This is a genomic window from Streptomyces sp. NPDC127190, from assembly GCF_042672505.1.
GTDB lineage: Bacteria > Actinomycetota > Actinomycetes > Streptomycetales > Streptomycetaceae > Streptomyces.
In genome coordinates this window covers 1-23,570 of record NZ_JBHXVE010000029.1, presented here as the reverse complement: position 1 = coordinate 23,570, position 23,570 = coordinate 1, and the positions used below count along the sequence as shown (strand labels likewise).

At 69.2% G+C, this 23,570-nt stretch carries 24 protein-coding genes and 3 pseudogenes; 14 read left to right on the top strand and 13 right to left on the bottom strand.

All coding sequences use genetic code 11. The annotated features are described in order from the left end of the window. Positions 1-12: 12 nt before the first annotated feature. From ACFVIU_RS32365 to ACFVIU_RS32340, 6 genes are all read left to right on the top strand, one after another. Positions 13-1,386, top strand: coding sequence for an NtaA/DmoA family FMN-dependent monooxygenase (locus ACFVIU_RS32365; protein WP_385846899.1), 1,374 nt, complete (start codon positions 13-15; stop codon positions 1,384-1,386). Then, positions 1,383-2,474 (top strand): LLM class flavin-dependent oxidoreductase, encoded by a 1,092-nt coding sequence (locus ACFVIU_RS32360; protein WP_385846898.1) that lies wholly within the window; start codon positions 1,383-1,385, stop codon positions 2,472-2,474. The genes ACFVIU_RS32365 and ACFVIU_RS32360 overlap by 4 nt, the downstream gene beginning before the upstream one ends. After that, a complete protein-coding gene (locus ACFVIU_RS32355; protein WP_385846897.1) occupies positions 2,467-3,618 on the top strand; it encodes an LLM class flavin-dependent oxidoreductase in 1,152 nt (383 codons plus the stop codon). The genes ACFVIU_RS32360 and ACFVIU_RS32355 overlap by 8 nt, the downstream gene beginning before the upstream one ends. A gap of 52 nt (positions 3,619-3,670) precedes the next feature. Beyond that, positions 3,671-4,228, top strand: coding sequence for an NADPH-dependent FMN reductase (gene ssuE, locus ACFVIU_RS32350; RefSeq protein ID WP_385846896.1), 558 nt, complete (start codon positions 3,671-3,673; stop codon positions 4,226-4,228). Positions 4,229-4,321: 93 nt separating this feature from the next. After that, complete coding sequence (locus ACFVIU_RS32345) at positions 4,322-5,482, top strand: LLM class flavin-dependent oxidoreductase (protein ID WP_385846894.1); 1,161 nt, start codon at positions 4,322-4,324, stop codon at positions 5,480-5,482. Between the two features lie 339 nt (positions 5,483-5,821). After that, on the top strand, positions 5,822-6,418 hold the full coding sequence (locus ACFVIU_RS32340; protein ID WP_385846893.1) for a dihydrofolate reductase family protein: 597 nt from the start codon (positions 5,822-5,824) through the stop codon (positions 6,416-6,418). Positions 6,419-6,463: 45 nt separating this feature from the next. Here the strand turns inward: ACFVIU_RS32340 and ACFVIU_RS32335 are convergent, their stop codons facing one another. Both ACFVIU_RS32335 and fxlM read right to left on the bottom strand, forming a co-directional pair. After that, a complete protein-coding gene (locus ACFVIU_RS32335) occupies positions 6,464-6,913 on the bottom strand; it encodes an ATP/GTP-binding protein (RefSeq protein ID WP_385846892.1) in 450 nt (149 codons plus the stop codon). Then, the gene (fxlM, locus tag ACFVIU_RS32330) at positions 6,910-8,628 is read right to left on the bottom strand and encodes a methyltransferase, FxLD system (RefSeq protein WP_385846982.1); all 1,719 of its coding nucleotides are present in this window, start codon (positions 8,626-8,628) and stop codon (positions 6,910-6,912) included. Before fxlM ends, ACFVIU_RS32335 begins: the two co-directional genes overlap by 4 nt. A 173-nt stretch (positions 8,629-8,801) precedes the next feature. Here fxlM and ACFVIU_RS32325 point away from each other — a divergent pair. Continuing rightward, positions 8,802-9,261: pseudogene (locus ACFVIU_RS32325) on the top strand (ATP-binding cassette domain-containing protein); the annotation flags it as partial. A gap of 493 nt (positions 9,262-9,754) precedes the next feature. On the opposite strand, the gene ACFVIU_RS32320 reads toward ACFVIU_RS32325, so the two are convergent. The 5 genes from ACFVIU_RS32320 to ACFVIU_RS32300 all read right to left on the bottom strand — a co-directional run bounded on the left by ACFVIU_RS32320 (position 9,755) and on the right by ACFVIU_RS32300 (position 14,842). Beyond that, on the bottom strand, positions 9,755-10,735 hold the full coding sequence (locus ACFVIU_RS32320; RefSeq protein ID WP_385846890.1) for an SDR family NAD(P)-dependent oxidoreductase: 981 nt from the start codon (positions 10,733-10,735) through the stop codon (positions 9,755-9,757). Between the two features lie 77 nt (positions 10,736-10,812). Further along, positions 10,813-12,030: a cytochrome P450 gene (locus ACFVIU_RS32315; protein ID WP_385846889.1), complete on the bottom strand. Its 1,218-nt coding sequence runs from the start codon at positions 12,028-12,030 to the stop codon at positions 10,813-10,815. Between the two features lie 45 nt (positions 12,031-12,075). Beyond that, complete coding sequence (locus tag ACFVIU_RS32310; protein WP_385846888.1) at positions 12,076-12,402, bottom strand: 2Fe-2S iron-sulfur cluster-binding protein; 327 nt, start codon at positions 12,400-12,402, stop codon at positions 12,076-12,078. Positions 12,403-12,511: 109 nt separating this feature from the next. Further along, positions 12,512-13,753, bottom strand: coding sequence for an NAD(P)/FAD-dependent oxidoreductase (locus ACFVIU_RS32305; RefSeq protein WP_385846887.1), 1,242 nt, complete (start codon positions 13,751-13,753; stop codon positions 12,512-12,514). Between the two features lie 165 nt (positions 13,754-13,918). Then, positions 13,919-14,842 carry an oxidoreductase gene (locus ACFVIU_RS32300; protein ID WP_385846886.1) on the bottom strand — a complete coding sequence of 308 codons (924 nt, stop codon included), beginning with the start codon at positions 14,840-14,842 and terminating at the stop codon, positions 13,919-13,921. Between the two features lie 79 nt (positions 14,843-14,921). On the opposite strand from ACFVIU_RS32300, the gene ACFVIU_RS32295 reads away from it, so the two are divergent. Continuing rightward, on the top strand, positions 14,922-15,530 hold the full coding sequence (locus ACFVIU_RS32295; protein ID WP_385846885.1) for a TetR/AcrR family transcriptional regulator: 609 nt from the start codon (positions 14,922-14,924) through the stop codon (positions 15,528-15,530). A 112-nt stretch (positions 15,531-15,642) separates the two neighbouring features. Here ACFVIU_RS32295 and ACFVIU_RS32290 read toward each other — a convergent pair whose 3' ends face one another. After that, positions 15,643-16,074: a hypothetical protein gene (locus ACFVIU_RS32290; protein WP_385846884.1), complete on the bottom strand. Its 432-nt coding sequence runs from the start codon at positions 16,072-16,074 to the stop codon at positions 15,643-15,645. Between the two features lie 158 nt (positions 16,075-16,232). Between ACFVIU_RS32290 and ACFVIU_RS32285 the strand changes: the two genes are divergently transcribed. The 3 genes from ACFVIU_RS32285 (at position 16,233) to ACFVIU_RS32275 (ending at position 18,917) form a co-directional block, all read left to right on the top strand. Beyond that, a complete protein-coding gene (locus tag ACFVIU_RS32285) occupies positions 16,233-16,541 on the top strand; it encodes an ATP-binding protein (RefSeq protein WP_385846883.1) in 309 nt (102 codons plus the stop codon). Positions 16,542-17,210: 669 nt separating this feature from the next. Next, the gene (locus tag ACFVIU_RS32280) at positions 17,211-18,032 is read left to right on the top strand and encodes an oxidoreductase (protein WP_385846882.1); all 822 of its coding nucleotides are present in this window, start codon (positions 17,211-17,213) and stop codon (positions 18,030-18,032) included. Between the two features lie 195 nt (positions 18,033-18,227). Continuing rightward, positions 18,228-18,917, top strand: a complete 690-nt coding sequence (locus ACFVIU_RS32275; RefSeq protein WP_385846881.1) for an NAD-dependent epimerase/dehydratase family protein — start codon at positions 18,228-18,230, stop codon at positions 18,915-18,917. Positions 18,918-19,429: 512 nt separating this feature from the next. Here the strand turns inward: ACFVIU_RS32275 and ACFVIU_RS32270 are convergent. Then, positions 19,430-19,555 (bottom strand): hypothetical protein, encoded by a 126-nt coding sequence (locus tag ACFVIU_RS32270; protein ID WP_385846880.1) that lies wholly within the window; start codon positions 19,553-19,555, stop codon positions 19,430-19,432. Between the two features lie 84 nt (positions 19,556-19,639). On the opposite strand from ACFVIU_RS32270, the gene ACFVIU_RS32265 reads away from it, so the two are divergent. Then, positions 19,640-20,278, top strand: coding sequence for a GDSL-type esterase/lipase family protein (locus ACFVIU_RS32265; protein WP_385846879.1), 639 nt, complete (start codon positions 19,640-19,642; stop codon positions 20,276-20,278). Positions 20,279-20,539: 261 nt separating this feature from the next. Here ACFVIU_RS32265 and ACFVIU_RS32260 read toward each other — a convergent pair whose 3' ends face one another. From ACFVIU_RS32260 to ACFVIU_RS32245, 4 genes and pseudogenes are all read right to left on the bottom strand, one after another. Then, on the bottom strand, positions 20,540-21,088 hold the full coding sequence (locus tag ACFVIU_RS32260) for a hypothetical protein (protein ID WP_385846878.1): 549 nt from the start codon (positions 21,086-21,088) through the stop codon (positions 20,540-20,542). Next, entirely contained in the window at positions 21,082-21,276 is a 195-nt protein-coding gene (locus ACFVIU_RS32255) for a hypothetical protein (RefSeq protein ID WP_385846877.1), read from the bottom strand. The genes ACFVIU_RS32260 and ACFVIU_RS32255 overlap by 7 nt, the downstream gene beginning before the upstream one ends. 39 nt (positions 21,277-21,315) lie before the next feature. Beyond that, a complete protein-coding gene (locus ACFVIU_RS32250; protein ID WP_385846876.1) occupies positions 21,316-21,777 on the bottom strand; it encodes an aldehyde dehydrogenase family protein in 462 nt (153 codons plus the stop codon). A gap of 106 nt (positions 21,778-21,883) precedes the next feature. Next, positions 21,884-22,165: pseudogene (locus ACFVIU_RS32245) on the bottom strand (aldehyde dehydrogenase family protein); the annotation flags it as partial. A gap of 35 nt (positions 22,166-22,200) precedes the next feature. On the opposite strand from ACFVIU_RS32245, the pseudogene ACFVIU_RS32240 reads away from it, so the two are divergent. Both ACFVIU_RS32240 and ACFVIU_RS32235 read left to right on the top strand, forming a co-directional pair. Then, positions 22,201-22,427: pseudogene (locus tag ACFVIU_RS32240) on the top strand (transposase); the annotation flags it as partial. A gap of 107 nt (positions 22,428-22,534) precedes the next feature. Then, complete coding sequence (locus tag ACFVIU_RS32235; protein WP_385846875.1) at positions 22,535-22,741, top strand: hypothetical protein; 207 nt, start codon at positions 22,535-22,537, stop codon at positions 22,739-22,741. Positions 22,742-23,570: the final 829 nt, after the last annotated feature.

Genomic DNA, 23,570 nt, shown 5'->3' with positions numbered 1-23,570 from the left:
CCCCGCACCGACATGACCAGCAAACCGCTGAAGCAGATCCACCTGGCCGCCCACTTCCCCGGCGTCAACAACACCACCGTGTGGAGCGACCCGAAGGCCGGCAGCCACATCGAGTTCAGCTCCTTCGCCCACTTCGCCCGTACCGCCGAACGCGCCAAATTCGACTTCCTGTTCCTCGCCGAGGGACTGCGCCTGCGCGAACAGGGCGGAAAGATCTACGACCTGGACGTCGTCGGCCGCCCCGACACCTTCACCGTGCTGGCCGCGCTCGCCGCCGTCACCGACCACCTCGGCCTGACCGGCACCATCAACTCGACGTTCAACGAGCCCTACGAGGTGGCCCGCCAGTTCGCCAGCCTCGACCACCTCTCCGGCGGCCGGGCCGCCTGGAACGTCGTCACCTCCTGGGACGCCTTCACCGGCGAGAACTTCCGCCGCGGTGGCTTCCTCCCCCAGGACCAGCGCTACTCCCGCGCCAAGGAGTTCCTCGCCACCGCGCACGAGCTCTTCGACTCCTGGCACGGCGACGAGATCGTCGCCGACCAGGCCACCGGCGTCTTCCTGCGTGACGCGAAGGCCGGCTCCTTCACGCACACCGGTCAACACTTCGACATCCACGGCCAGTTCAACGTCCCGCGCTCCCCACAGGGCCGCCCGGTGATCTTCCAGGCCGGCGACTCCGAGGAGGGCCGCGAGTTCGCCGCCTCCAGCGCCGACGCCATCTTCAGCCGGCACGCCACCCTGGAGGCAGGGCAGGCCTTCTACACGGACGTCAAGAACCGCCTCGCCAAGTACGGCCGCCGCCACGACCAGCTGCTGATCCTGCCCGCCGCCTCCTTCGCCCTCGCCGACACCGACGCCGAGGCCGAGGAACTCGCCCGGGAGGTGCGCCGTCAGCAGGTCAGCGGCGCCACCGCCATCAAGCACCTGGAGTTCGTCTGGAACCGGGACCTGTCCTCCTACGACCCCGAAGGGCCGCTGCCCGACATCGACCCGGACGTCAGCGACAACCACATCTCCAAGGGCCGTGCCCAGGTGCGCATGTACCGCGACCCGCTGGCCACCGCCCGTGAGTGGCGAGAGCTGGCCGCCGCCAACAACTGGTCCATCCGCGACCTGGTCATCAACACCGGCAACCGGCAGACCTTCGTCGGTTCCCCGGCGACCATCGCCAAGAGCATCAACGACCACGTCCAGGCCGACGCCAGCGACGGCTTCATCCTCGTGCCGCACATCACCCCCACCGGCCTCGACGACTTCGCCGACAAGGTGGTCCCGCTCCTTCAGGAACAGGGCGTCTTCCGCACCGAGTACGAGGGCCCCACCCTCCGCCACCACCTGGGGCTCGCGCACCCCGACGCCGTCGAGGACCGGGTGGCGTCGTGAAGTTCCTCGCCATCACCCTCATCACCCACCGCCCGGACCCGGTCACCGGGGTGCAGAAGTCCACCCACGACCGCTTCCGCGAGGTGCTCGACAACGCGGTCCTGGCCGAGGAGCTGGGCTTCGACGGCTTCGGCGTGGGGGAGCGGCACGAGCGGCCCTTCATCTCCTCGTCCCCGACCGTCGTACTCAGCCATGTGGCCGCCCTGACCAGGCGCATCCGCCTGTTCACGGCCGTCACGACGCTCAGCCTGCTCGACCCGGTCCGGGCGTACGAGGACTACGCCACCCTCGACCACCTCTCCGACGGACGCCTCGACCTGATCATCGGCAAGGGCAACGGCACCGCCCAGCGCGAACTGTTCCAGGTCACGCCCGAGGATCAGTGGGAGCGCAACGCCGAGAGCTACGAGGTGTTCCGGAAGACCTGGCGGCAGGACAAGGTCACCGCCGACACCCGGTTCCGCCCCCCACTGACGGACGCCGAGGTGTGGCCGCGACCGTATCAGCAGCCGATCCGGGTCTGGCACGGCAGCGCCACCAGCAAGGAGTCGGTCGACCTGGCCGCCCGCTACGGCGACCCGCTGTTCTCGGCGAACGTCACCCACCCCATCGAGCCGTACGCCGAGCTGATCCGCCACTACCGGGAACGCTGGGAGCACTACGGTCACGATCCGGCGCGGATCGCGGTCGGTGCCGGCACGGCCGGTGTCCACATCGCCCCGACCTCCCAACAGGCCCTCGCCGCCTACCGGCCGGTCTTCGAGGCCAACCTGGCCTACGCCAAGCAGGCGGGCCTGCCGGTGGTCTTCGAGACCCTGGAGGACTTCGTCACCCGCAGCTCCGCCCTGATCGGAAGCCCGCAGCAGGTCATCGAGAAGGTGCGGCGCTACCACGAGGAGTTCGGGCACACGGTGCTCCATCTCCACGCCGACGCCGGCGGACTGTCCGACGCCGCGCATCGCGCCTCCCTCGAGCTGTTCCAGTCCGACGTCGCCCCGGTGCTGCGGCGCGAGATCCCCGACCCACCCTTCGCGTGGGGCCCCGTGCTTCCGACGCAACCACTCACCCAGGAGTCCGTCCATGTCTGACATCGCCCTCGGCGTCCTCGACCTGGTACCCATCCCGTCCGGCTCGACGGCGGCCGATGCCCTGCGCAACTCGATCGACCTCGCGCAGCAGGCCGAGCGCCTGGGATACGCCCGCTACTGGTTCGCCGAGCACCACCTCAACCCCGGCGTGGCCGGCACCTCACCCGCCGTCGTCCTGGCCCTCACCGCCTCCGCCACCTCGACCATCCGGCTCGGCTCCGGCGCCGTGCAGCTCGGTCACCGCACCGCGCTGTCCACCGTCGAGGAGTTCGGTCTGCTCGACGCGCTGCACCCGGGCCGCTTCGATCTGGGCCTGGGCCGCTCCGGGGGCCGCCCGCCCGGACCGTCGGACACACCGCCGCCCACGACCACCCCGGTCGTCGACGGCCGCGCCCCGAACGGCCTGCTGATCCCGCCCCCCTTCTCCTTCGCGCAGCTGCTCGGCTCCCCCCGCATCGCCCTCCAGCGCAGGCTGCTCCTGCTGCCGGGCGCCGAATCGCAGGACTACGGCGAGCAGATCGACGACATCCTGGCCCTGCTCGCCGGCACCTACCGCTCCCCGGAGGGTGTCGAAGCGCATGTCGTGCCCGGAGAGGGCGCCGATCTCCAGGTGTGGATCCTGGGCAGCAGCGGCGGCGAGAGCGCGTCCGTCGCGGGCCGCAACGGTCTGCGGTTCGCGGCGAACTACCACGTCAGCCCCGCCACGGTCCTGGAGGCGGTGGAGGGCTACCGGGCCTACTTCCAGCCCTCCGAGGTGCTCGACAAGCCCTACGTCAGCGTCTCGGCCGACGTCGTCGTGGCCGACGACGACGCCACCGCCCGCGAACTCGCCACCGGCTACGGCCCGTGGGTGCGCAGCATCCGCACCGCCGAGGGCGCCATCGAGTTCCCCACCCCGCAGGAGGCGCGCGCCCGCACCTGGACCGACGAGGACCAGGCCCTCGTCCAGGACCGTCTCGACACCCAGTTCGTCGGCTCCCCGGGCCGGGTGGCCGACCGGCTTGAACAGCTCCAGGAGGCCACGGGCGCCGACGAGTTGCTCATCACGACGATCACCCACGACCACAAGGACCGGGTCCGCTCGTACGAACTCCTCGCGGAGGAATGGCGCCGAAGGGGGCATTCGTCCCAGCCGCCGAGCTGATGCCCACGCCCGTCCCGAGGACGTTCCCCCCGACCAACCGAAAGGTCCCGTCATGGCCACCATCCTGTCCGTCTCCGGAAGCCCCTCCCCGACCTCCCGCACCGGACGGCTGCTCCGCCACCTCGACCAGCGGCTCACCGCCCAGGGACACGAGGTGATCCCGCTGGACGTGCGCACCCTCCCGCCGGAGGCCCTGCTGCACGCCGATTTCGGCCATCCCGCGATAGTCCGGGCCGCGGCCCTGTTCGAGCAGGCGGAGGGCGTCGTGATCGGCACCCCCGTCTACAAGGCCGCCTACTCCGGGCTGCTGAAGGCGCTGCTGGACCTGCTGCCGCAGTACGCGCTGGTGGGCAAGACCGTCCTGCCGCTGGCCACCGGCGGCAGCACCGCCCACGTCCTGGCCATCGACTACGCCCTGCGCCCGGTCCTCGCCTCCATGGGCCCCGCCCACATCACCCCCGGCTGGTTCACCCTCGACAAGGACATCACCGTGGGCGACAACGGCACGGTGACCGTCGCGCCGGGCTCGGCCGAGGCGCTGTTCCAGGTCACCGACCAGTTCTCGGCCGCGCTGGGCGGTCGTACGACGCTGCTGGCGGCCACCGGCTGAGTGGCGCGGCGGTCCTGGGCGACGCTGCCTCAGGGCCGCCCCGCCACCACCTTCTGTGACGCACCCCGACAACCGGCCGATCGGAGTCCCCGCGTGACCCTCACCTTCCACTGGTTCCTGCCCACCAACGGTGACAGCCGCCATGTCGTCGGCGGCGGTCACGGCACCCCCGCCACCGCCTCCGGACAGGACCGGCCACCGACGGTCGCCCATCTCAGCCGGATCGCCGGCGCCGCCGAGGACCTGGGCTTCGTCGGCGTGCTCACCCCGACCGGCGCCTGGTGCGAGGACGCGTGGCTGACCACCGCGATGGTCAGCCGGCACACCGAGCGGCTGAAGTTCCTGGTCGCCTTCCGCCCCGGCTTCATCTCGCCCACGCTGGCCGCCCAGATGGCCTCCACCTTCCAGCGGCAGAGCGGCGGACGGCTGCTGCTGAACGTCGTCACCGGCGGCGAGAGCCACGAGCAGCGGGCCTACGGCGACTTCCTCGACAAGGACGCCCGCTACCGCCGTACCGGCGAATTCCTTCAGATCGTACGGGAGTTGTGGGAGGGCAAGACCGTCGACCTGCACGGCGAGCATCTCCGGGTCGAGGACGCCAGGCTGGCGCGGCTGCCCGACCCGATTCCGGAGGTCTACTTCGGCGGGTCCTCGCCGATCGCCGGAGAGATCGCCGCGCGCCACGCCGACGTCTACCTCACCTGGGGCGAGCCGCCCGCACAGGTCGCCGAGAAGATCGCCCGGATCAGGAAGCTGGCCGCGCAGCAGGGCCGCAGCCTCCGCTTCGGAATCCGGCTGCACGTCATCACCCGCGACACCTCCGAGCAGGCCTGGGCCGAGGCGGAGCGGCTGCTGGCGGGCTTCGACGCGGAGACCGTACGGCAGGTGCAGGCGGGGCTCGCCCGCAGCGAGTCCGAGGGCCAGCAGCGGATGCTGGCCCTGCACGGGGGCGGGAGCCGGGACGGGCTGGAGATTCACCCCAATCTCTGGGCGGGCATCGGACTGGTGCGCGGAGGGGCGGGAACCGCCCTGGTCGGCAGTCACACCGAGGTCGCCGAACGGATCAAGGAGTACGCCGCCTTGGGGATCGAGGAGTTCATCTTCTCCGGGTATCCGCACCTGGAGGAGGCGTACTGGTTCGGCGAGGGCGTACTGCCGAAGCTCCGGACACAGGGCCTGTGGAGGCACCCGCCGGGCCAGCAGGCGGCCCCCGCGGCCCAGGTTCCCTTCGCTGGTGCCGGGAGCGCGCGATGAGGTAGGTGTTCGCCCACCGTGTCTTCCTCGCACACAGCGACTCCAACAGCCCGCCGGTGAGGATGTCGGGGGCGATGAAGGTCGGCGGTGAAGCGGCTCCAGGAAGCACGAAGCCCCCGACCGCACCAGGGTTCAACTACTGCCCAAATGGCCACCAGACGCTGTCACTTGCAGTGGGCAAAGCGACCCGAGCACACGGACGAATGCTCACGAGATTGACGGCACGGTGCTCGCGTCGGCTGGACGGGTGCCATGATCATGCAGCGGCCTCGCATCTTGGCACGCCACCCGGCCGTGCCGGGCCGCAACGCGACAGCGTGACCAACGGAGGGACCCGGCATGCGCAAACTCGTCCACTACATCGCCACCACGCTCGATGGCTTCATCGCGGGCCCGGACGGCGGGGACCCCACCGGTCCCAACGGCTTCTGGCCCATAACGGAGGACTACATACAGCACCTCGTGGCCGAGTACCCGGAGACACTGCCCGTCCAGGCCCGGCAGGCACTGTCCGTCACGGCGGAGGGCACGCACTTCGACACCGTGCTGGAGGGGCGGCGCAGCTACGAGATCGGCCTTGCGGCCGGCATCCCCGACGCCTACCCCCACCTGCGCCACCTGGTGTTCTCCCGGACCCTGACCGAGAGCCCGGACTCGGCCGTCGAACTGGTCGCCGACGACCCGGTGGCGACCGTGCGCGAACTCAAGCAGCAGGAAGGCAAGGACATCTGGCTGCTGGGCGGCGCCGAGCTCGCGGGCTCCCTGTACGCCGAGATCGACACGCTCATCCTCAAAGTCGGCCCGCTGACCATCGGCGACGGCATCCCGCTGTTCTCCCGCAAGGCCGCCTTCGACCCGCGTACCTGGACACTCGCAGACCACACCGTCCTCAAGAGCGGCGCAGTGTTCCTCACCTACACGCGCGCCGGCAGCTGAACGCTCCGGACGGGCGGCGCTTGTGGAGGCCGGGCGCGGGCGCGCTCAGAGGCTCACGCAAGCGCCGCCGTGCCGCATGCCAGGGCGGACCTGGTCGTCGGGGGCGTGCGGTGGCACGAACACCACCGCGGAGGGGGAACCGGCCGCCGTGCTCTCGACCCCGCTCCGCGCGCTCGGCCCGGAAGGTCGTGGACGGGCGCCGACCGGCGTGGACGGGTCGGTGTGGAGGGTCTGCTCGGGGGTGAGGGAGCTGGTGTCGATGGCGTGGCCGCCTGTGTGCCGGGCCAGGCCGGCGACGAAGGCGCCGGTCAGTTGCCGCCACACCGGCAGGTCCTGGTAGTCCCTGGGCCGCAGGGCGTGTCCGGCGAGCGTGCTGCGCAGCAGGTCGCCGACGGTCTCCGGGGCGGCGACCGTCGCGCCGGGCACGGTGCGGCACAGCCCGTCGGCGAGGGTGGTCTTGCCGCCGCCGAAGGGGCCGTTCAGCCAGACGATCATGCTTCTCCCATGGTCGCCGTGACCGTGTCGGCGCCCCGGGCCGGGGCCGGGAGGTGTCCGTCCCGGCCCGGCCACCGGAACACCAGCCGGGAGTGCTCCTTGTCCAAGACGTCCCCGGCGGGCAGCAGATGGTCGGGCGTGCCGGCCGGGTGGACCGTCAGCACGGGATCGGCGTGCTGGTCGTTGTCCTCGGCGCGGACATGGCGGTCCCAGGCCCGGACCGTGGCCGCGAGCTGATCGGCGAGCTGCGGGCCCCCCGCGCCGAAGGCGTGCACGACCCACTCCCACTCCTTGTCCTCCGGGCGGTCACCGTCCTTCGTCTGGATTTGGATCAGATAGGCGAGCGAGGCGTCGCCGACGATGGCGGGTGCGTCCCGGTCCACCGCGACGCCGGTCACCCCATCTCCCGGGTCCTGATGGGCAACCAGGCGGCAGAAGGCGGGCAGGGTGGTGGCCGCGTACAGCTGAAGGGAGCCGAAATAGGTGCCCGCTCCCATGGTCACGCCGGTCGCGACCTCGTGCCGCCGTCCGCGCAGCGCCTCCTCCAGGCCCTCCGTGTCGGCGGCGGCGCCGTCGTCGAAGCGAAGGGTCAGCGCGCCGCCGAGGAGAGGGACGACCGGGACGGCATGGGCCTGCTGCCCCTGGTCGCGGACGAAGCCGCAGTAGGTGAAGCGGCGGGCATGCAGCACCTCGCCGCGCCGCTCGAACGCGATCGTCCGGGTGTAGCCGCCCAGCTCCAGCGGCAGGACGAGGTGCCCGCCTTCGGCCAGCTGCTCGCGCCAGGCCGGCGCGACGTCCCAGCAGTTGTACGTGATCACGCTGCCGTCGAAGCCGCCGCGGGGCACGAGGTGGGCCGGGGCGCCGAGCGCTGCGTCGGCCTCGACGGCGGTGACGCGTCCACTGCCGGCCTCCGTGAGGAAGGCGCGGGTGCGGCGTACGACCCACGGGTCGATGTCGACGGTCACCACTCGCCCCTCGGGCCCGGCGACGTGAGCGATCAGCTCGGCGTCGTAGCCACCGGAGCCCGCCTCGAACACGATCGCGCCTGGTTTCAGGCACAGGCCTTCGAGCATGTCGGCCTGGAGCCAGGGCGCGGACACCGAGCTGATCGCCGTCCCGGTCTCGTCGCGGCGGGTGACGAGGGCGCGGTCGCCGCCGTCGTACGCGGCCGCCATATGCGCTTCCGGGGCGAAGCGGTGTCGGGGCACGGTCCGCAGCGCGTCACGCACCGGCTCGGACGGGGCCCAGCCGCCGTCGATCACCATCTGGGCCATCGCCTGCCGCAGCCGGACGGCCTCGGCCGGCTCACCCGGCACCGGCGGCCGGTCGGCGGCGAGCGGGTAGGAGATCACGGGCGGCAGGTCCGGGATGACGCCGGGCCATACGGCATCCAACGCGGATGCGGCGGGGACGAAGATGTCTCCGACACAGGCGAGAGCGTGCAGGTCGAAGAACTCCCAGCGGTCGAACTTGTCCTCCTCCGGGTTGGTCAGGGTGCCCGTCCACGCAGTGATGCGGACGACGGCGGTGAGGCGTGGAATGCCGTGGCTGTCGTCGACCAGCATCGTCACCACGTACGCATCCGCCGGGTCGGCGACCAGGCCCGTCTCCTCGGCGAGCTCGCGGACCGCCGCGGCGGCGAAGCCTTCTGGGCCGCGGGTCTTGCCGCCGGGAGAAGCAGGCGGGTTCGTCGATTTCTGGCCGGTGAGTCGCAGGAACCGACGCGTGAGTGGTTCACCGACACCTATGAGTATGGCGGGTTCGCGGCCGAACGAGCTCGGGGCGAGCGGCCCGTCATTGCTGCAGTGTGTCTGGCCGGTCGGCGATCTGAGTGCCGTGGTCGGGCGTGCAGTCGGCTGGAACAGCTCCGCGAAGGAGGCAGATGACTATGACAGCCCAATCGATCCCCGGTCCGGCGATTCGCGTGCAAGGTCTCAAGAAGTCGTACGGGAAGCTCGAAGTGCTGCGCGGTGTGGACTTCGACGTGGTGCCGGACAGCATCTTCGCCTTGCTCGGCTCCAACGGGGCAAGCAAGACCACGGCCGTGAGGATCCTCGCCACGCTCCTGAAAGCCGACGCGGGGGCGGGCGAGCGTCAACGGCTTCGACGTCGCCACGCAAGCGGCGAACGTGCGGGAGTCCATCAGTCTCACCGGGCAGTTCGCGGCCGTCGACGAGATCCTCAGCGGCCGGGAGAACCTCGCCCTGGTCGCCAGGCTGCGCCACCTCAAGGACCCTGGCGCGACTGCGGATGACCTGCTGAGGCGTTTCTCGTTGAGCGAGGCGGGCGCGCGGCGAGTGTCCACGTATTCGGGTGGGATGCGCCGCCGGCTGGACATCGCGATGAGTGCCTGTTCCTGAAGGGGACATGGCGACCACTCGGGTGATCTGGTGTAAGGGGGCGTGTGTGCAGAGGATCGGTGGCCGTGTCGTCCGCACTCCGGGATACTTGCGGTGAATCGGGACGACTCCTGGCACGATGCCCGTTATGCAGCAGCTGTCCGTCCCCACTTAGTAGCCGCAACACTCTGCCGGCGACCGCGTGTCCAAGGTCAGGAATCCGTGTTCAACACGGGTTCCACCAAAGCGAAGCCCCGTCGATCAATTCGGACAGGTCTTCGGCGCGTCGTCGGCCGCCCTACGGGACAGGGCGATGTTGCACGCGGTTGGCGCGACGCCGGAGGCGAGGTTCGGGCCGGGACGGACAGAGTGCGTCGTCCGTAGACTGCGCGCGGCGGCCGAAGCCAGGTGCAATGGCTTCGGCCGCCTTACGGGGTGGTGTTGCGTGTTGTGCTCAGTTGTAAGGCTGCGACCAGCAGTGATAGCGACCTGCGACGGGAGATCAGGCCCCGACGGATGCGGAACCCGTCTGCTGAAGCCTGCGCGCCAGCACGGGGCGGCCCTCGTCGATCACGTTCTCCGGGAGGTCGTAGCCGTGTTCGTCGGACTCGATGTCGGCGAAGTGTTCGGCGATCTCCTCCGCGGTGGCCGGACGCTCCAGCGGGCCGGACCAGCCGTGCGTCACCGCGGGGACGACCTTGGCGAATCGGCCGCCGGTGGCTGAGTAGAACCCGCGCGTGGACGTGTTCTGCTCGCTTGCGAGGTAGACCACGACGGGCGTGACGTAGGAGGGGGCGTTGGTGGGTGCCAGGATGGCCGCGTCGGGGTGGATCTCTCCGACCATCTCTTCGTACCACTGCTGGCTCATCTCCTTGGCCAGCCGGGTACCGGCGGTGGGGAGCACGGCGTTGACGAGGATGCCGTGCTTGCGCCCTTCCCAGGCGAGGCAGTTGGTGAGGCCGAGCAGACCGGCCTTGGCCGCGCCGTAGTTGGTCTGCTCCGGGCTGCCGAAGGCGCCGGAGGCCGATGACGTGAACACGATCCGCCCGTAGCCCTGATGCTGCATGACACGGTAGGCGGGCTGAGTGACGTAGAACGCCGCCTTGAGATGCACGTCGATGATGTCGTCGAGTTCGGCGTCCCCCAGGTCCTCGAACACCTTGTTGCGCAGGAAACCGGCATTGTTGACGACCGCGTCGATGCGGCCGAAGGAGTCCATCGCGCATTCGATGATCGCCTGGCCGCCCGATCGGGTGCTGACGGAGTCGTAGTTCGCCACGGCCCGGCCGCCGGCGGCCCGGATCTCGGCCACGACCTCATCGGCGGCGCTCGTCGAGGCCCCCGCCCCGGCGCCGGTGCCTCCGAGGTCGTTGACGACGACGGCCGCTCCCCGGCGGGCGAAGTCCAGGGCGTGCTCGCGGCCGAGTCCTCGGCCGGCGCCCGTGATCGCGACAACACGATCGGTGAAGGTGATCTGGGACATGATTGCTCCTGAGTTCTTGGTGCCGGAGGACCGGTGTGATGGCGCTGATCTGCCGGCGGGGTGGGCTGAGCGGTGGGTCAGCGGGGGTCGGTGTCCCACGCGAGGTGGAGCTCGTGGGTGGTGTTGACGGCGCCGGATGCCATGCGCGGCGTCGTGCCGGGTTTGATGACGAAGTCCGGGATCCGGGCGAGCCATTCCTGGAGGAACACCGTGAGTTCGGTCTTGGCGAGGAAGGAGCCCGGACACCTGTGGGGGCCGTTGCCGAAGGCCGCGTAGTGCTGTTCGGGATGAGGCCGGGTGAAGTCGACGACGAGCGGGTTGTCGACCTGTCGCTCGTCGAGGCCGTAGAGGTGGTTGGGGACGAGGATCTGCTCCCCCTCCTTGAGCTGCATCCCCTGGAACTCGGTGTCCTGCGTGATCAGCCGGGCGGTGTTGATGAGCCCGTGGCGGCGGATGAGTTCCTCGACGGCGTTGGGCACGAGGGAGGGGTCGTCGATCAGCTGCCGTCGGTGTCCCGGATTCAGGGCGAGGAACCGTATGACGAAGCCGAGGATCGAGGCGACCGTGTCCAGACCGCCGGCCAGGACGACCTGGGACAGAGCCACGGCCGCCTCGAAGGCGATGGGCTCGCCACCGATCTTCGCCGTCACGATCTTGCTGAGGAGGTCGCTGCCCGGTTGCTCGGCCCGGGCGGCCAGGGCTCGGGCGACGTACTCGGCCAGGGCTGTGTGGCTTTCGCGCTGTTCCTGCGCATCGCGCGGCCGGAGCATCTTCTCCGCATGCGGCAGGAGGTAGTCGCGGTCTTCCAGCGGCAGGTCGACGGTGCCGAGGAAGACGACGACGGGCAGTATCTTGGCGAAGTCACCGACGAATTCGCACTCTCCTTTGGGACGCAGCTCTTCGACGATCGAAATCGTGGTCTCCCGCACGATCGGCTCCAGGGCTGCGACAGCCTTGGGGGAGAACGTGGGAGATATGAGCATCCGGTACGAGGCGTGCCGTGGCGGGTCCATCTGGACGACGGCTCCCTCGCGCACGTACTCGCCTCCGATCGTGAGGCGCGCGTGCGAGAAGCGTTTGTGGTCGAGCTGGATTGCCTTGATGGCGTCGGCGCGGGTGACGACCCAGTGGCCGCCGTTGCGGGGGGTCCAGAAGATGTCGGGCAGGGTGTCCTGCGCGTTCTTCCAGGCCAGGTGCAGGTCCTCGTCGATGCCGGTCGGCCGCAGGTAGTCGAAGTCGACGACGCGGTCTTCCGGAACGTGCGCGGGGATGCCCGTCGTGGAGCTTGTGGTCATCGTGTCACCTCTCTCGTCAGGGTGGTGCAGGAAGGAATGGGCGGGTCAGGCGCCGGTCTGGGAGGCGGGGAGCTGCACGATCAGGCCGTCGGTGTCCTCGGTCACCTGGATTTGGCAGGACAGTCGGCTTGTGGGCCGGACGTCGAAGGCGGCCTCGATCATGACTTCCTCGGCCTCCTCGGGTGCAGGCAGCTTGTCGGCCCACTCCGGGTCGATGTAGACGTGGCAGGTGGCGCAGTTGGCGTAGCCGCCGCATTCGGCGACGATGCCGGGGACGAGGTTGTCCATCGCGGCCTGCATGACCGACTCGTCGGCGCTGGCCTCGACGGCGTGCTCGGTGCCGTCGTCCTCGATGAAGGTGATCTTGGGCATGGTGGAACTGCCTCTCCTTGCGTGGGTGTGTTTCATGAACAGGCGGCCCTTGTGCAGGCCTCGTCGGCGGGCTCACGGAGCAGTCACCGCACCGTGGGCGCGGCCGGGATCAGAGTGCGGCCTGGGCCAGGGGGATCTCGCTGTCGGCCAGTCGCTCGGGGTCGACGGGCCGGCCGCTGGTGACGAGCTGCCGCGCGGTGGCGAAGTCGGCCGGCCGGCTGATGACGTCGGCGGCGACAACCCGGTCGCCCGTGAGGTAGAAGGCGGACATGGCCGTGCCCGTGCCGCCTCGGGTGATGCACCGGTCGTGGCCGGCTGACAGGCCCACCATCTGGAGCTTCAGGTCGTACTGTTCCGACCAGAACCACGGCGTTGCCGTGGACGCCTGTGGTCGGCCGAGGATGGTCGCTGCGCCGACCTTGGCGTGCTCGATGGCGTTGGGCGCCGACTCCAGCCGGATGCGCCTGCCGGCGTAGGCGCTGGGCTGGTTGGCGCAGTCGCCGATGGCGAGGATGTCCGGGTCGCTTGTGCGTGCGAATTCGTCGACGACGATGCCGTTGTCGACCTCCAGACCTGCTGCGGAGGCCAGGTGGGTGTTCGGCTCCATGCCGATTCCGACGAGTACGAGGTCGGCGTCGAGCCGCTCCACGACCCCGGAGGCCGACACCTCCACGCCGGTCACCCGGTGTCCCGACGCATCCATGGCCACGTTGGCCACCGTAGCGGCGAGCCGGAAGCGGACGCCGTGGGAGCGGTGAACGTCCTCAAGGAAGCCGCTCACCTCCGGCCCGGTCACGCGCGCCAGCAGTCGAGGAGCCGCCTCGACGACGGTGACGTCGAGGCCCAGCTGTGTGGCCACGGCGGCAATCTCCAGGGCGACGTAGCCACCGCCGATGAGGACGAGCTTGCGGCCGGGGACGAACTGCGGGCGCAGCGCGTCGACGTCGTCGATCCGGCGCAAGGTGAAGAGGTTGTCGAGCTGGTCCACGTCGACGCCCGGCAGTGTCAGGCGGCGCGCGCGGCCTCCGGTCGCCAGGACGAGTTTGTCGTACGGCAGTCGGCTGCCGTCGCTGACGACGAGTTCTTTCGCCGCCCGGTCGATCGTTTCCGCCCATGTGCCCAGCCGCAGTGCGATGTTGAAGCGCTCGTACGTCGCGGCGGGTTTGAGGTAGAGCTTCTCCCGGGAGAGCTTTCCGAGGAGGAAGCCCTTCGAGAGCGGCGGACGCTGGTACGGCGGGCTCACCTCGTCCCCGACGAGGGTGATGCCGCCGTTCCAGCCGCGCTGACGCAACGTTGTTGCGAGCTCACTGCCGGCCTGCCCGGCTCCGACGACAACTACGTTTTCGGGCATGGTTCGGCCTTCCTTCCATCGTGAAGTGCCCTGAAGACAAAGCGAGGTGGACAGTCGAGCCCCGCGACGCGGCTGCCGGCGCACCGGTTGCCCGAGCCTCCGTGCCACCGAGTGCGGCCACCCGTACCACCGCAGGACCGCCGACCCGACGGGCCGGACACGGCTTCAGGACTGAACTGCCGCGATCGTCTCCGGGAAGGTGACGCCAGTCAGCTCTTCGGAGGCGGTCCACAGGCGGCGGGCGGAGGCCGGGTCGCTAGCCGCTGCCGAGCGGCCGGCCAGGGCGGGGGTGCCCCGCATCTCGAACATGCCGTCGGGGCCGACGAAGCTGCCGCCGGGCAGGTCCTGGACGGCCGCGTAGAGGGAGTTGAGCGCGCCCGCCGGGCCGTCCTGGGCGATGAACTTGTTGCCGAGGCGCCAGAGGAGGCGCCGCAGGGTGCTGGCGTCGTTGCCCTGGAGGTTGGTGGAGGACCAGCCGGGGTGGGCGGCCAGCGCGCGGACGGGCGAGCCGGCTGCGGTGAGCCGTCGCTGGAGTTCCAGGGTGAACAGCAGCATCGCCAGCTTGGACTGGCTGTAGGCGGTCATCGGGTCGTACTCGCCGGTCAGGTCGAGGTTGTCGAAGTGGATGCGGGGGCTGCCCGGGGCCTTGTGTGCGGTGGACGAAAGGGACACCACGCGGTTCGTGATGTGCGGCAGCAGCAGGTTGGTCAGGGCGAAGTGCCCCAGGTAGTTGGTGCCGAACTGCGTCTCGAAGCCGTCCTTGGTGCGGCCCTCGGGGACGTTCATGACGCCGGCGTTGTTGATGAGCAGGTCCAGGTCACCGTGCCAGCCGGCGGCGAACTCGCGCACGGAGGAGAGGTCGGCCAGGTCGAGCCGGCGGACCTCCACGCTGCCGTTCACCGTCGCGGCGGCGGTCTCGCCGCGCTTGGTGTCCCGTACGGCGAGGACGACGTGGGCGCCCGCGTCGGCCAGTGCCTGTGCGGTGGCGAGGCCGAGGCCGCTGTTGGCGCCGGTCACGACGGCGGTGCGGCCGGTCTGGTTGGGGATGTCGGTGGTGTTCCAGGGCTGGGTGTGCGTGTGCTTTGCCATGACTCCAATGTATACACCGATCACAATGTGGGCAACATAAACAATGTAGGCGTCGCTCATTCCCGGCTAGGCTGAGGGCATGAAGAACCGCCCCTACCACCACGGAGACCTCCCCGCCGCGCTCCTGACGCGGGCCGAGCAGACGTTGCGCGAGAAGGGATCGGGCGCGCTGTCCCTGCGCGAGCTGGCCCGAGAGATCGGGGTGAGCCCCGCCGCACCCAGCCGCCACTTCAAGTCCAAGCAGGCACTGCTGGACGCCCTGGCAATGACCGGGTTCGAACGGCTCGCCGAGACCTTGGCAGCCTCGCAGGAAGGTGCCGGTGAGACGTTCGCCGCCCGGATGGATGCCGCGGCCCGCGGCTACGTGGGCTTCGCCGTGGCCAACGCCGCACTGCTCGACCTGATGTTCTCGGTCAAGCACAGCCCGGAGGCGTCGGAGGCATTGGGCGCGGCCGCCCAGCTGTGGTCCGAACACCTGCTGGAGCTGATCGGCGACGGGCAACGCCGGGGCGAAGTGCGCGAAGGGCAGCTGGAACGCGTTGCACTACCGGTCTTCGCGGCGCTGCACGGATACGCCGGCCTGACGGTCAGCGGCATGCTGCCGCCCGAGGTGGCCGAGCACGGCCTGGACGACCTGATCGCGTCCATCCTGCGCGGCTGCGCGCCGCAGTACAGCCGCACAGGGTGATCAGAAGGACCAACCAGAACTGGCTGAGGGTCATTTTTCACAGACTGGCGACAGAGGCGGCTGGTTACAGAAACGGGCACTGAAGCAAGGACGCCGGAGCCGCGCAGATGCGTCAGTGGACCTGGTTCAGTGCCCGGGTCAGTTTCCGGTTGGCCGCTCGCGCCGCATCGAGTTCCTCGGTCCGCTCATCGAGTTGACCGCTTATGTCGGCCAGATCTTGCTCAAGCAATGTGATGCGGCGTTGAAGCTGGTCGATGTCGGCGGACGCGCCAAGGCCGGATTCCTTCCAGGCGTTTTCACCGAGGCTCTCGGACAGACGCCGCTCCAACTGCCGGACCCGGACTGTCAGCCTCCTGTTTCGTTCCAGCGCGTTGGTCAGGTCTGCCCGCAGCGAGGCACGGCCGACGGCCGCGATCCGGCCTCCTTCCGGTGGGGCGGCTGCGGCGGCGTGGACGCGTTCGAGGAGGTCGCGTTGGCGGTAGAGGTAGGTTCGGTCCGCTCGTGCCGCGAACGCGTTCTCCAAGCCCTCGATGTCCTGCTGCACAGCGGCGCAACAAGCCATCGCTTCGCATAGAGCACGCCCCATGATCACCCTGGAATGGATCGGCCGGGCCGAGAACCTGGTGATCGCCGGCCCCGACGTCCGGCACGGGAAAGTCGCACTTCACCGAGGGCCTCGCCCAGACCGCGATCGAGAAGGACATGGGGGTGTCCTGGTTCGCCCTGGAGACGCTGAGCACCGCCATCATCAAGTCGAAGGTCGACGGGTTTACCGCCCGCGCCGTCGACCGGATCTGCCGGGCCGACCTGATCGTCATTGACGACATCGGCCTGCTGCCGGTCGGCGAGGACGCCGCCGAGGCGTTCTACCGGATCATCGACGCTGCCGACGAGCGTCGCTCCATCGCGGTGACCAGCAATATCCAGCCCCAGATGGCTTCGACACGATCATGCCGAAGACTCTCGCGGGCGCGTCCACCGACCGCCTCATGCACCACCCTCACCTCGTGACCACCACCGGTGACTCGCACCGCCTCGCCGAGGCCCTCGCCGGGAATGGAGTGGTCCCCTTGAACTGCCCTCCCACCCCAGGAACACCACTGCATCTCAATGGCCGTTGACATGCCTCGTCCGGAGGCGCCGTCATGGCCTCGGTCAGGCGTTCGAAGCGGGGCAGCGTCAGGGCGTCCAGAAGAGCTTGCTTGGTATTGAAGTGGCGACCGGGCGCGGCGGGGCTCACCCCGATGCCGAGGGCCCGTTCCCGCAGGAACAGCGTGCCCGATCCCCGCTCGCGCAGCGTCTGTCCGGCCCGCGTGAAGAGCAGTGCCGTAAAGAGGTTTCCCTCGTGGCGGGAGCGGTTCTCTGCAATGGGCCCAGACCAATCTAGTGTGAGCAGTAGCTACATTGTGGTCCTTGATTACATTGTGATCGCCGTATACATTGGGATCGTGGCAGACAACGCCCAGCCCTGGAACACCACCGACATCCCCGGCAGAGCGGCCGTACCGCCGTCGTGACCGGCGCCAACAGCGTAGTCGGCGGTCGCCCGCTCGGCCGCGGCCAGCGACCCCGCCACCGCCCGCCGCTGTGGACCGTCTCCCAGGAAATGACCGGCGTCACCTTCCCCGTCCGAGTCGCTCACTGACCCGCATGTCGCAAACGAAACCGAAGAGGACTCTCATGAGCTCAGGAACCGTATTGGTCACCGGCGCCTCATCCGGAATCGGCGAATCCACCGCACGCCTTCTCAAGAAGCAAGGCTTCACGGTGTACGCCGCTGCCCCCCGGGTGGATCGGATGAAGGCGCTGGAAGCGCACGGCATCCATGTCCTGCCTCTCGATCTCACCGACAACGCCTTGATCGAGGCCTGCGTCGAGACGATCCTTGACCGCGAGGGCCGCATCGACGTCCTCGTCAACAACGCGGGCTATCCGGCCTACGGCGCGGTCGAAGACGTGTCCATCGCAGATGCCCGCCACGAGTTCGAGGTCGACGTCTTCGGCCCGGCGCGCCTGACTCAGCTCGTCCTGCCGGTGATGCGGGCAGCACGCTCGGGAACGATCATCAACATTACGTCGGTGGGCGGCAAGTTCCACACGCCCTTCGCGGCCTGGTACCACGCTGCCAAGCACGCTTTCGAGGGGTGGTCGGACGCACTGCGGGTCGAGATGGCACCCTTCGGTGTCGATGTCGTCATCATCGAGCCGGGTGGAATCCGTACCCCGTTCGGAGACACGCTCGTCGAGAATCTTCGCAAGGCTTCAGGGTCGGGCCCTTATGCCGCTGCGGCGAACAAGACGGCCGACGGCACGGCGAAGCTGTTCGCAGGCAAACGGCTCTCCGATCCGTCAGTCGTCGCCAAGACGGTCGTCAAGGCCGCGACGGCCGCCCGGCCGCGAACGCGATACGCCACCGGCTACCAGGCGAAGCCCGCGCTCTTCTTGCGCAAGTTTCTCCCCGACCGGGCGTTCGACCGCTTGATCCAATCGATGACGAGCTAGTGTCCTGAGTCCCGGAAGAGCTGCATAGCTAGGATTTGGGGTTCGGCAGGCGGTGCAAGTAGCCGGCGAGGCGTTCGAAGATTTCGTCGGCTGACTTGGTCCAGGTGAACGGCTTGTCACCAAGGCCGAGACAACCAGCCCTCCTCGAACCTGTGATCGCCCCATCGCTTACTTCCACCCTCACCTGGAGCAGTTGTGCGCGTTGTAGTCTTCGGAGCATCCGGGATGGTCGGACACGGCGCGCTGCGCGCCTGCCTGTTGGACAGTCGGGTCACCGAGGTGCTGGTTGTCACCCGGAGGCCGCTCGGCCTTCAGGACCCCAAGGCGCGGGAGATCATCCACACCGACTTCACTGATTACGCGGCCATCTTGCACGTGTTGAAGGATGTCGACGCTTGCTTCTACTGCCTCGGCGTCTCGGCCGTCGGCCACAGCGAGGAGGAGTACACCCGCGTCACGTACGGTTACACCATCGCTGCCGCGAGAGCTCTGAGCGTGGCCAACCCTTCAACGACGTTCGTGTATGTGTCGGGGCAGGGTACGGACAGCACCGAGAAGGGGCGTGCCATGTGGGCCCGGGTCAAGGGCCGCACCGAGAACGAGCTGCTGGCAATGCCGTTCACGGCCTACATGCTTCGCCCCGGCTTCATCCAGCCCGTGAGCGGCGCCGTTTCCCGCACCGCGCATTACCGCGTGCTCTACCGGCTCACTGGCCGGCTGTTCCCCCTGCTACGGCGTCTGATCCCGAACCTTGTGACCACCACCGACGACTTGGGACGCGCCATGATCTCCGCAGCCCGTCTCACTGGCGAGGGCCCCTTCGTCCTGCACACCACCGACATCAACCGTCTCAGCATCGCGCGAGAACCCGGGACCAATTTCTGACAGGACTCGGCAGGCCGCCTGGCTCACCAGTCCATGTGTTCCCCGGTCGCCAAGAACCCTTGACTGTGAAGTGCATTCCGGCTCGGCCGTTCCCTGGGAAGTCGTTCCGCCTGGGACACCATCTCCGACTCGGGGCGATCGCCGAGGCGGGCGTGGTGAATGCTGCCCCAAGTCCTGCTGCCTCGATGCTGCGTCACACTGAGGTCACAGGGGCCATACCTGGGGCTCCCAGCCGAAAGCGTTGGTGCGGTCAAAATGCCCGCCAGGTGGGTGGCGCCGTGCCTGGCGAAGGAGCTTCGCTGGCCTGGCGAGTCGATGTCGCGACCAACTATCTGGTCCGGGGCGAAGTGATGGATCGTGAGGACCGCTGCCATGTTCCTCCGATCCCGTGTCCGCTCCTCGCGACCGGCGAGAGGCGCCGCCGCCAGGCGGCACTCGACCGGCACCACGATCGCACCGCCTTCCGAGACCAACGGGAGGAGCGCCCATGCCGAACCGGGGTATGTCGCGGCTCATCCGTGCCGAGTGCCCGGGTGCAGTCCGTGGACGAAGAGGTCGATGACCTGGTCACGAACGCCCATCGCGGTGGTGCCGCGAAGGCGGGCGACGTGTGTGCTGAAGCCGGCGATGGTCTGCATGAAGGTGAATGCGGCAGGTGTGCGGCCACCAACCCTCGCGCGGGCCGCGCAGATGCGCGTTCCGCCACGAAGGAGAAACCCCTGATGACTAACACCCCGATCCGGCGGATCGCGGCACTCGGAAGCTCGTACGCTGCGGGGCCGGGCATCGAACCGCTCGCTGACCGCCGGGCGCGCCGCTCGGCACGCAACTACCCACACTTGCTGGCCGAACGGCTCGGTGCCGAGCTCACGGACCTCACGGTGAGCGGAGCGACGACGGACACGATCACCACCACGTCCCAACGGGTGCTGTTCCACACCTTTCCGCCCCAGCTGGCCGGACTGCCGCAAGACGCCGACCTGGTGACGCTCACCGCCGGCGGCAACGACCTCGGCTACATCGGCAGCATGGTGCGGCTCGGTGTGGCGGGCCGGTTGTCGTCCTACGCGCTCTCCCGGCCGCTGGGTACCGCATGGAAGCACAACGGAGTGCCGCGACCGTCGGAGGTCGATGTCGAAAGGGCGGCGGCCGGTCTGGCCCGCGTCGTGGAGGAGACGCGGCGCAGGGCCGAGCACGCGCGGGTGGTCCTGGTCGACTACCTCACGGTCGTCGGACCCGACACCCGCCCCAGCCGTGCGACCCCCTTCGACACGGGGGACCTGGAGGATTTCCGCCGACTGGGGACCAGGTCGCGGAGGTGTTCACGCGCGCCGCCGCCCGTTCCGGGGCGGAACTGGTAGCGATGCGGCGGCGTAGCCACGCCCACGGTCTCGGCGCGGCCGAACCATGGGTGACCGGACTGCCGGAACGACTTCGCCCCTCTGGCGTCGTCGGAGCCTTCCATCCCAACAGCGCCGGAATGAGCGCTTTGGCGGACGCGATCGTCGAGCACCTGGGCCGGTCCGAGAGGGAGCCGCGAGGGATCAGCGATGGGCCACCTCGTCATCCCTGAACACGGTGGCGGAATGGTCTGGGCCCGCCCTCTGAAGCTTGGGTGATGCTCAGGCCTTGGCGGTTGGCGCTCGGTCACATGTGGGTCTTGAGGCGTACGCCGGCCTCAGCTGACGGGCAGCGCGAAGTGGTCGGCGATCGCCGTGACGGTGTCGAAGGCCATGTCGGTTCGTCCCAGGACGAACGGAGCCTTGCGCGTGCCGGGGGATGGTGTGGCCGCCGCGGTGGACGGCGTAGAAGGAGACGGGCGCGTGTCCGGGCTGGCGGTAGTGGACCGCCTCCACCGCCGTCCCGGTTCTCTTCCTGGCCGGGGTGATGTGCTCCCGGACGGGGTCGGCGGTGATCCCGTTGCGCCGGGCGTAGTAGTGGGCGGTCTGCACGGCCGAGAGCCCGATGCCTCGCGGGTTGAAGCCCCACATGCTTGCCATGCCGCCCTCGTAGGGCACGATCGGGTCTCTGGTGCCGTGGATGAACATGATCGGCACTGGCTCGTCCTGGGGGTTCTTTGGGGCGAAGTTGCTCTCCACCGGCTGCGTTGCGCCGATGACCGCGGCCCCCGCCAGTAGGTGGGGGACCTCGTGCACGAGCCGGATCACCATCTGGCCGCCGTTGGAGAACCCGACGGCATGGACCCAGGCCACATGACCCGGATCGTCAGGTCGGTGTGGCCGATCCCGGCTGCGGTGACACGGACGAGGATCTCGTCCGGCCGGGGCGGTTCGATGTCGACATCGCGGACGGTGAAGGGGCCCGCGGGGGCCTCGACGAGGGCGGCTTGGATGCGCATGACGTGCTCTTTCGTGAGGGCTCAAGGGGTTCCAAGGGCCTAGAGGGCAGGGACGTTGATGAACTTGAGCGCCACGTAGGCGTCGAGCCCCTCGGGGCCGAGTTCATGGCCGAGTCCGCTCGCCTTCCGGCCGCCGAAGCGAGCCGTGTTCTCGAGCATCCAGCCGCCCACGCCGATGGTTCCAGTGTGCACACGTCGGGCCACGGCGAGACTGCGCTCCTGGTCCCGGGTCCAGACGGAGCCGGCCAGCCCGTAGTCGGTGTCGTTAGCCAGAGCCACAGCCTCGTCGTCACCGTCGTAGGGCAGTACGGCGACCACGGGGCCGAAGACCTCCTGCTGGGCGAGGCGCGAGTCGGGGTCGACGTCGGCGAAGACGGTGGGGGCGTAGTACCAGCCCTGGGCGAGGTCCGCCGGGCGGGCGCCGCCGGTCACCAGCCGGGCGCCGTCCTCGATCGCGGCGGCGACATGGGCCTCGACGCGCTCGCGCTGACGGCTCGTCACCAGGGGGCCCATGGTGGTGGCCGAGTCGGTCGGGTCGCCGAGGACGAAGGCGCCGGCGGGTCCGCAGCATCTCCACGACCTCCTCGTAGCGGGAACGCGGCGCCAGGACAAGGGAGTTGAGGTAGCAGGACTGTCCAGTGTTGGCGAAGCTGAGGAACGCGAGCTGCTGGGCCGCCTGCGCCAGGTCGGCGTCGTCGAGGATGATCGCGGCGGACTTGCCGCCGAGTTCCAGGGTGACGGGCCGGAAGCGTTCCGCGCAGGCACGGCCGATGGTCCGGCCCGCGGCGGTGGAGCCGGTGAACGCGATCTTGTCGACGTCCGGGTGCTCGACGAGTGCCTGTCCGGCGGTCAGCCCGCCGGTGACGACATTGACGACGCCGGCCGGCAGCCCGGCCTCGGTGGCCAGTTCCGCGCGCAGCAGCGAAGCCGGCCAAGCCCGAACGCCTCACCCCGGCCCGGGTCCGCCGGGGGTTCAGGAACATCCGGGCCCACCTGCTCTGCCCGGCTTGTGTTCCCCACCCTCGCGGCGCCGATCCCGGACGACCTCCCAGGACCAAGAACCGCCATCCCGCACCCCGCTACGACGTCGGTAAGACCGTCAAACGCCCCGAGACCTCAAGGCCATCGGACGACCTGGCCGATCTTGGTAGATAGAGAACAAGCTCATTCTGCAGCACACTCGCTGGCCTTCGCTGGACGAGGCGAAAGCCTGCCGTATGTGGCTGGCCGGGATGCGGGCCGCCAAGGGGAGTGCTTGATGGTTCGCGCCGTGGAGGCTGGCGAGGTGGGTGCCGACGACGGCATCGACGACCAGTTCGTCGACCTGCTGGACTCGACCATGGTCGAGTCCTCACCGCACGCCGCGCGGCTATTGGCAGTCCTGGAGGAGCGGGGCTGGAGGGGCTGGACCCGCATCGAGCGAGTGCCTGCCGAGAGACTCAGTACTGGGCTGCCGCCATCGTGAAGGCAGGTCGGGGTCCTGGAGTGACCCTATTGGGGGTGCACGTGCTTCCCGGGGTGGCCGTCTGCCTCAGTGAGGAACAGGTCCGGCGCGGTGGGGGTGGGCAGCGTGGATGTACTTCATGGCAGTGGTGATGGAGATTCCGAAGACACGGACGAGGTGGACGGGATCTTCGGTCTCGCGGGCCTCGTCAGGATTCTGTCGGCGCGAACTGCTCGCAGAGTCAGGCCGGCGGGATCGAAGCGCCTGTAGATGTAGTCCGCGCAGACAGGATCGGTCGCGCTGGCGGTCTGTTGAGTGACCAGGAGGTGCGCGTTGACGGTGCGTGGCCAACGCTGATGGCGGTAGCGGAGCCAGGCGTGCAGTAGGGCAGCTGTGGTGTCGTCGAGGTGTACGACGTGACGGCCGTGGGGGCGGCGGATCAGAAGTTGCCGTCGGGTGAGCAGCACGTCGGAGAGGACGAGGTCGCGCAGGTCGGTGCCGCTTGTTGCGTGGAGGGCGACCAAGGCGAGAACCAGACGGGTAGCCGGGTTGGAGCTGGTCTCCAAGAGCCCGGCCAGCCGGTCGGGGGCCAGAGTTGTGGGCAAGCGTTCCTGACGGGTTATGCGAACGCCGCGGGTGGGGTCGGCGAAGACGAGCTTGGTGTGTTTCAGGGCTCGAAAGAGCGACCGGAGCGCCACAGCGCGCTCGTGGGCGCGTGGGCCTTTGACCGCGGTGACAGCGGCTGTGACGTCAGCTGTCCAGGTACTCCTCTGAGTGCACCGCCGAGTACGAAGTTGTGTGCACCACAGCTCAGGCCACGTCGGTGTCCCGCTCGATGGCCTGGAGGCGG

Bases quoted from the DNA above. Each gene is read 5' to 3' on its own strand.
- ACFVIU_RS32305 (WP_385846887.1), bottom strand. From the start codon at position 13,753: ATGCCCGAAAACGTAGTTGTCGTCGGAGCCGGGCAGGCCGGCAGTGAG.
- ACFVIU_RS32295 (WP_385846885.1), top strand. From the start codon at position 14,922: ATGAAGAACCGCCCCTACCACCACGGAGACCTCCCCGCCGCGCTCCTG.
- ACFVIU_RS32320 (WP_385846890.1), bottom strand. From the start codon at position 10,735: ATGTCCCAGATCACCTTCACCGATCGTGTTGTCGCGATCACGGGCGCC.
- ACFVIU_RS32255 (WP_385846877.1), bottom strand. From the start codon at position 21,276: ATGCGCATCCAAGCCGCCCTCGTCGAGGCCCCCGCGGGCCCCTTCACC.
- ACFVIU_RS32300 (WP_385846886.1), bottom strand. From the start codon at position 14,842: ATGGCAAAGCACACGCACACCCAGCCCTGGAACACCACCGACATCCCC.
- ACFVIU_RS32270 (WP_385846880.1), bottom strand. From the start codon at position 19,555: ATGCAGACCATCGCCGGCTTCAGCACACACGTCGCCCGCCTTCGCGGC.
- ACFVIU_RS32365 (WP_385846899.1), top strand. From the start codon at position 13: ATGACCAGCAAACCGCTGAAGCAGATCCACCTGGCCGCCCACTTCCCC.
- ACFVIU_RS32355 (WP_385846897.1), top strand. From the start codon at position 2,467: ATGTCTGACATCGCCCTCGGCGTCCTCGACCTGGTACCCATCCCGTCC.
- ACFVIU_RS32310 (WP_385846888.1), bottom strand. From the start codon at position 12,402: ATGCCCAAGATCACCTTCATCGAGGACGACGGCACCGAGCACGCCGTC.
- ACFVIU_RS32285 (WP_385846883.1), top strand. From the start codon at position 16,233: ATGGGGGTGTCCTGGTTCGCCCTGGAGACGCTGAGCACCGCCATCATC.
- ACFVIU_RS32315 (WP_385846889.1), bottom strand. From the start codon at position 12,030: ATGACCACAAGCTCCACGACGGGCATCCCCGCGCACGTTCCGGAAGAC.
- ACFVIU_RS32265 (WP_385846879.1), top strand. From the start codon at position 19,640: ATGACTAACACCCCGATCCGGCGGATCGCGGCACTCGGAAGCTCGTAC.
- ACFVIU_RS32335 (WP_385846892.1), bottom strand. From the start codon at position 6,913: ATGATCGTCTGGCTGAACGGCCCCTTCGGCGGCGGCAAGACCACCCTC.
- ACFVIU_RS32260 (WP_385846878.1), bottom strand. From the start codon at position 21,088: ATGGTGATCCGGCTCGTGCACGAGGTCCCCCACCTACTGGCGGGGGCC.
- ACFVIU_RS32280 (WP_385846882.1), top strand. From the start codon at position 17,211: ATGAGCTCAGGAACCGTATTGGTCACCGGCGCCTCATCCGGAATCGGC.
- ssuE (WP_385846896.1), top strand. From the start codon at position 3,671: ATGGCCACCATCCTGTCCGTCTCCGGAAGCCCCTCCCCGACCTCCCGC.
- ACFVIU_RS32235 (WP_385846875.1), top strand. From the start codon at position 22,535: ATGGTTCGCGCCGTGGAGGCTGGCGAGGTGGGTGCCGACGACGGCATC.
- ACFVIU_RS32340 (WP_385846893.1), top strand. From the start codon at position 5,822: ATGCGCAAACTCGTCCACTACATCGCCACCACGCTCGATGGCTTCATC.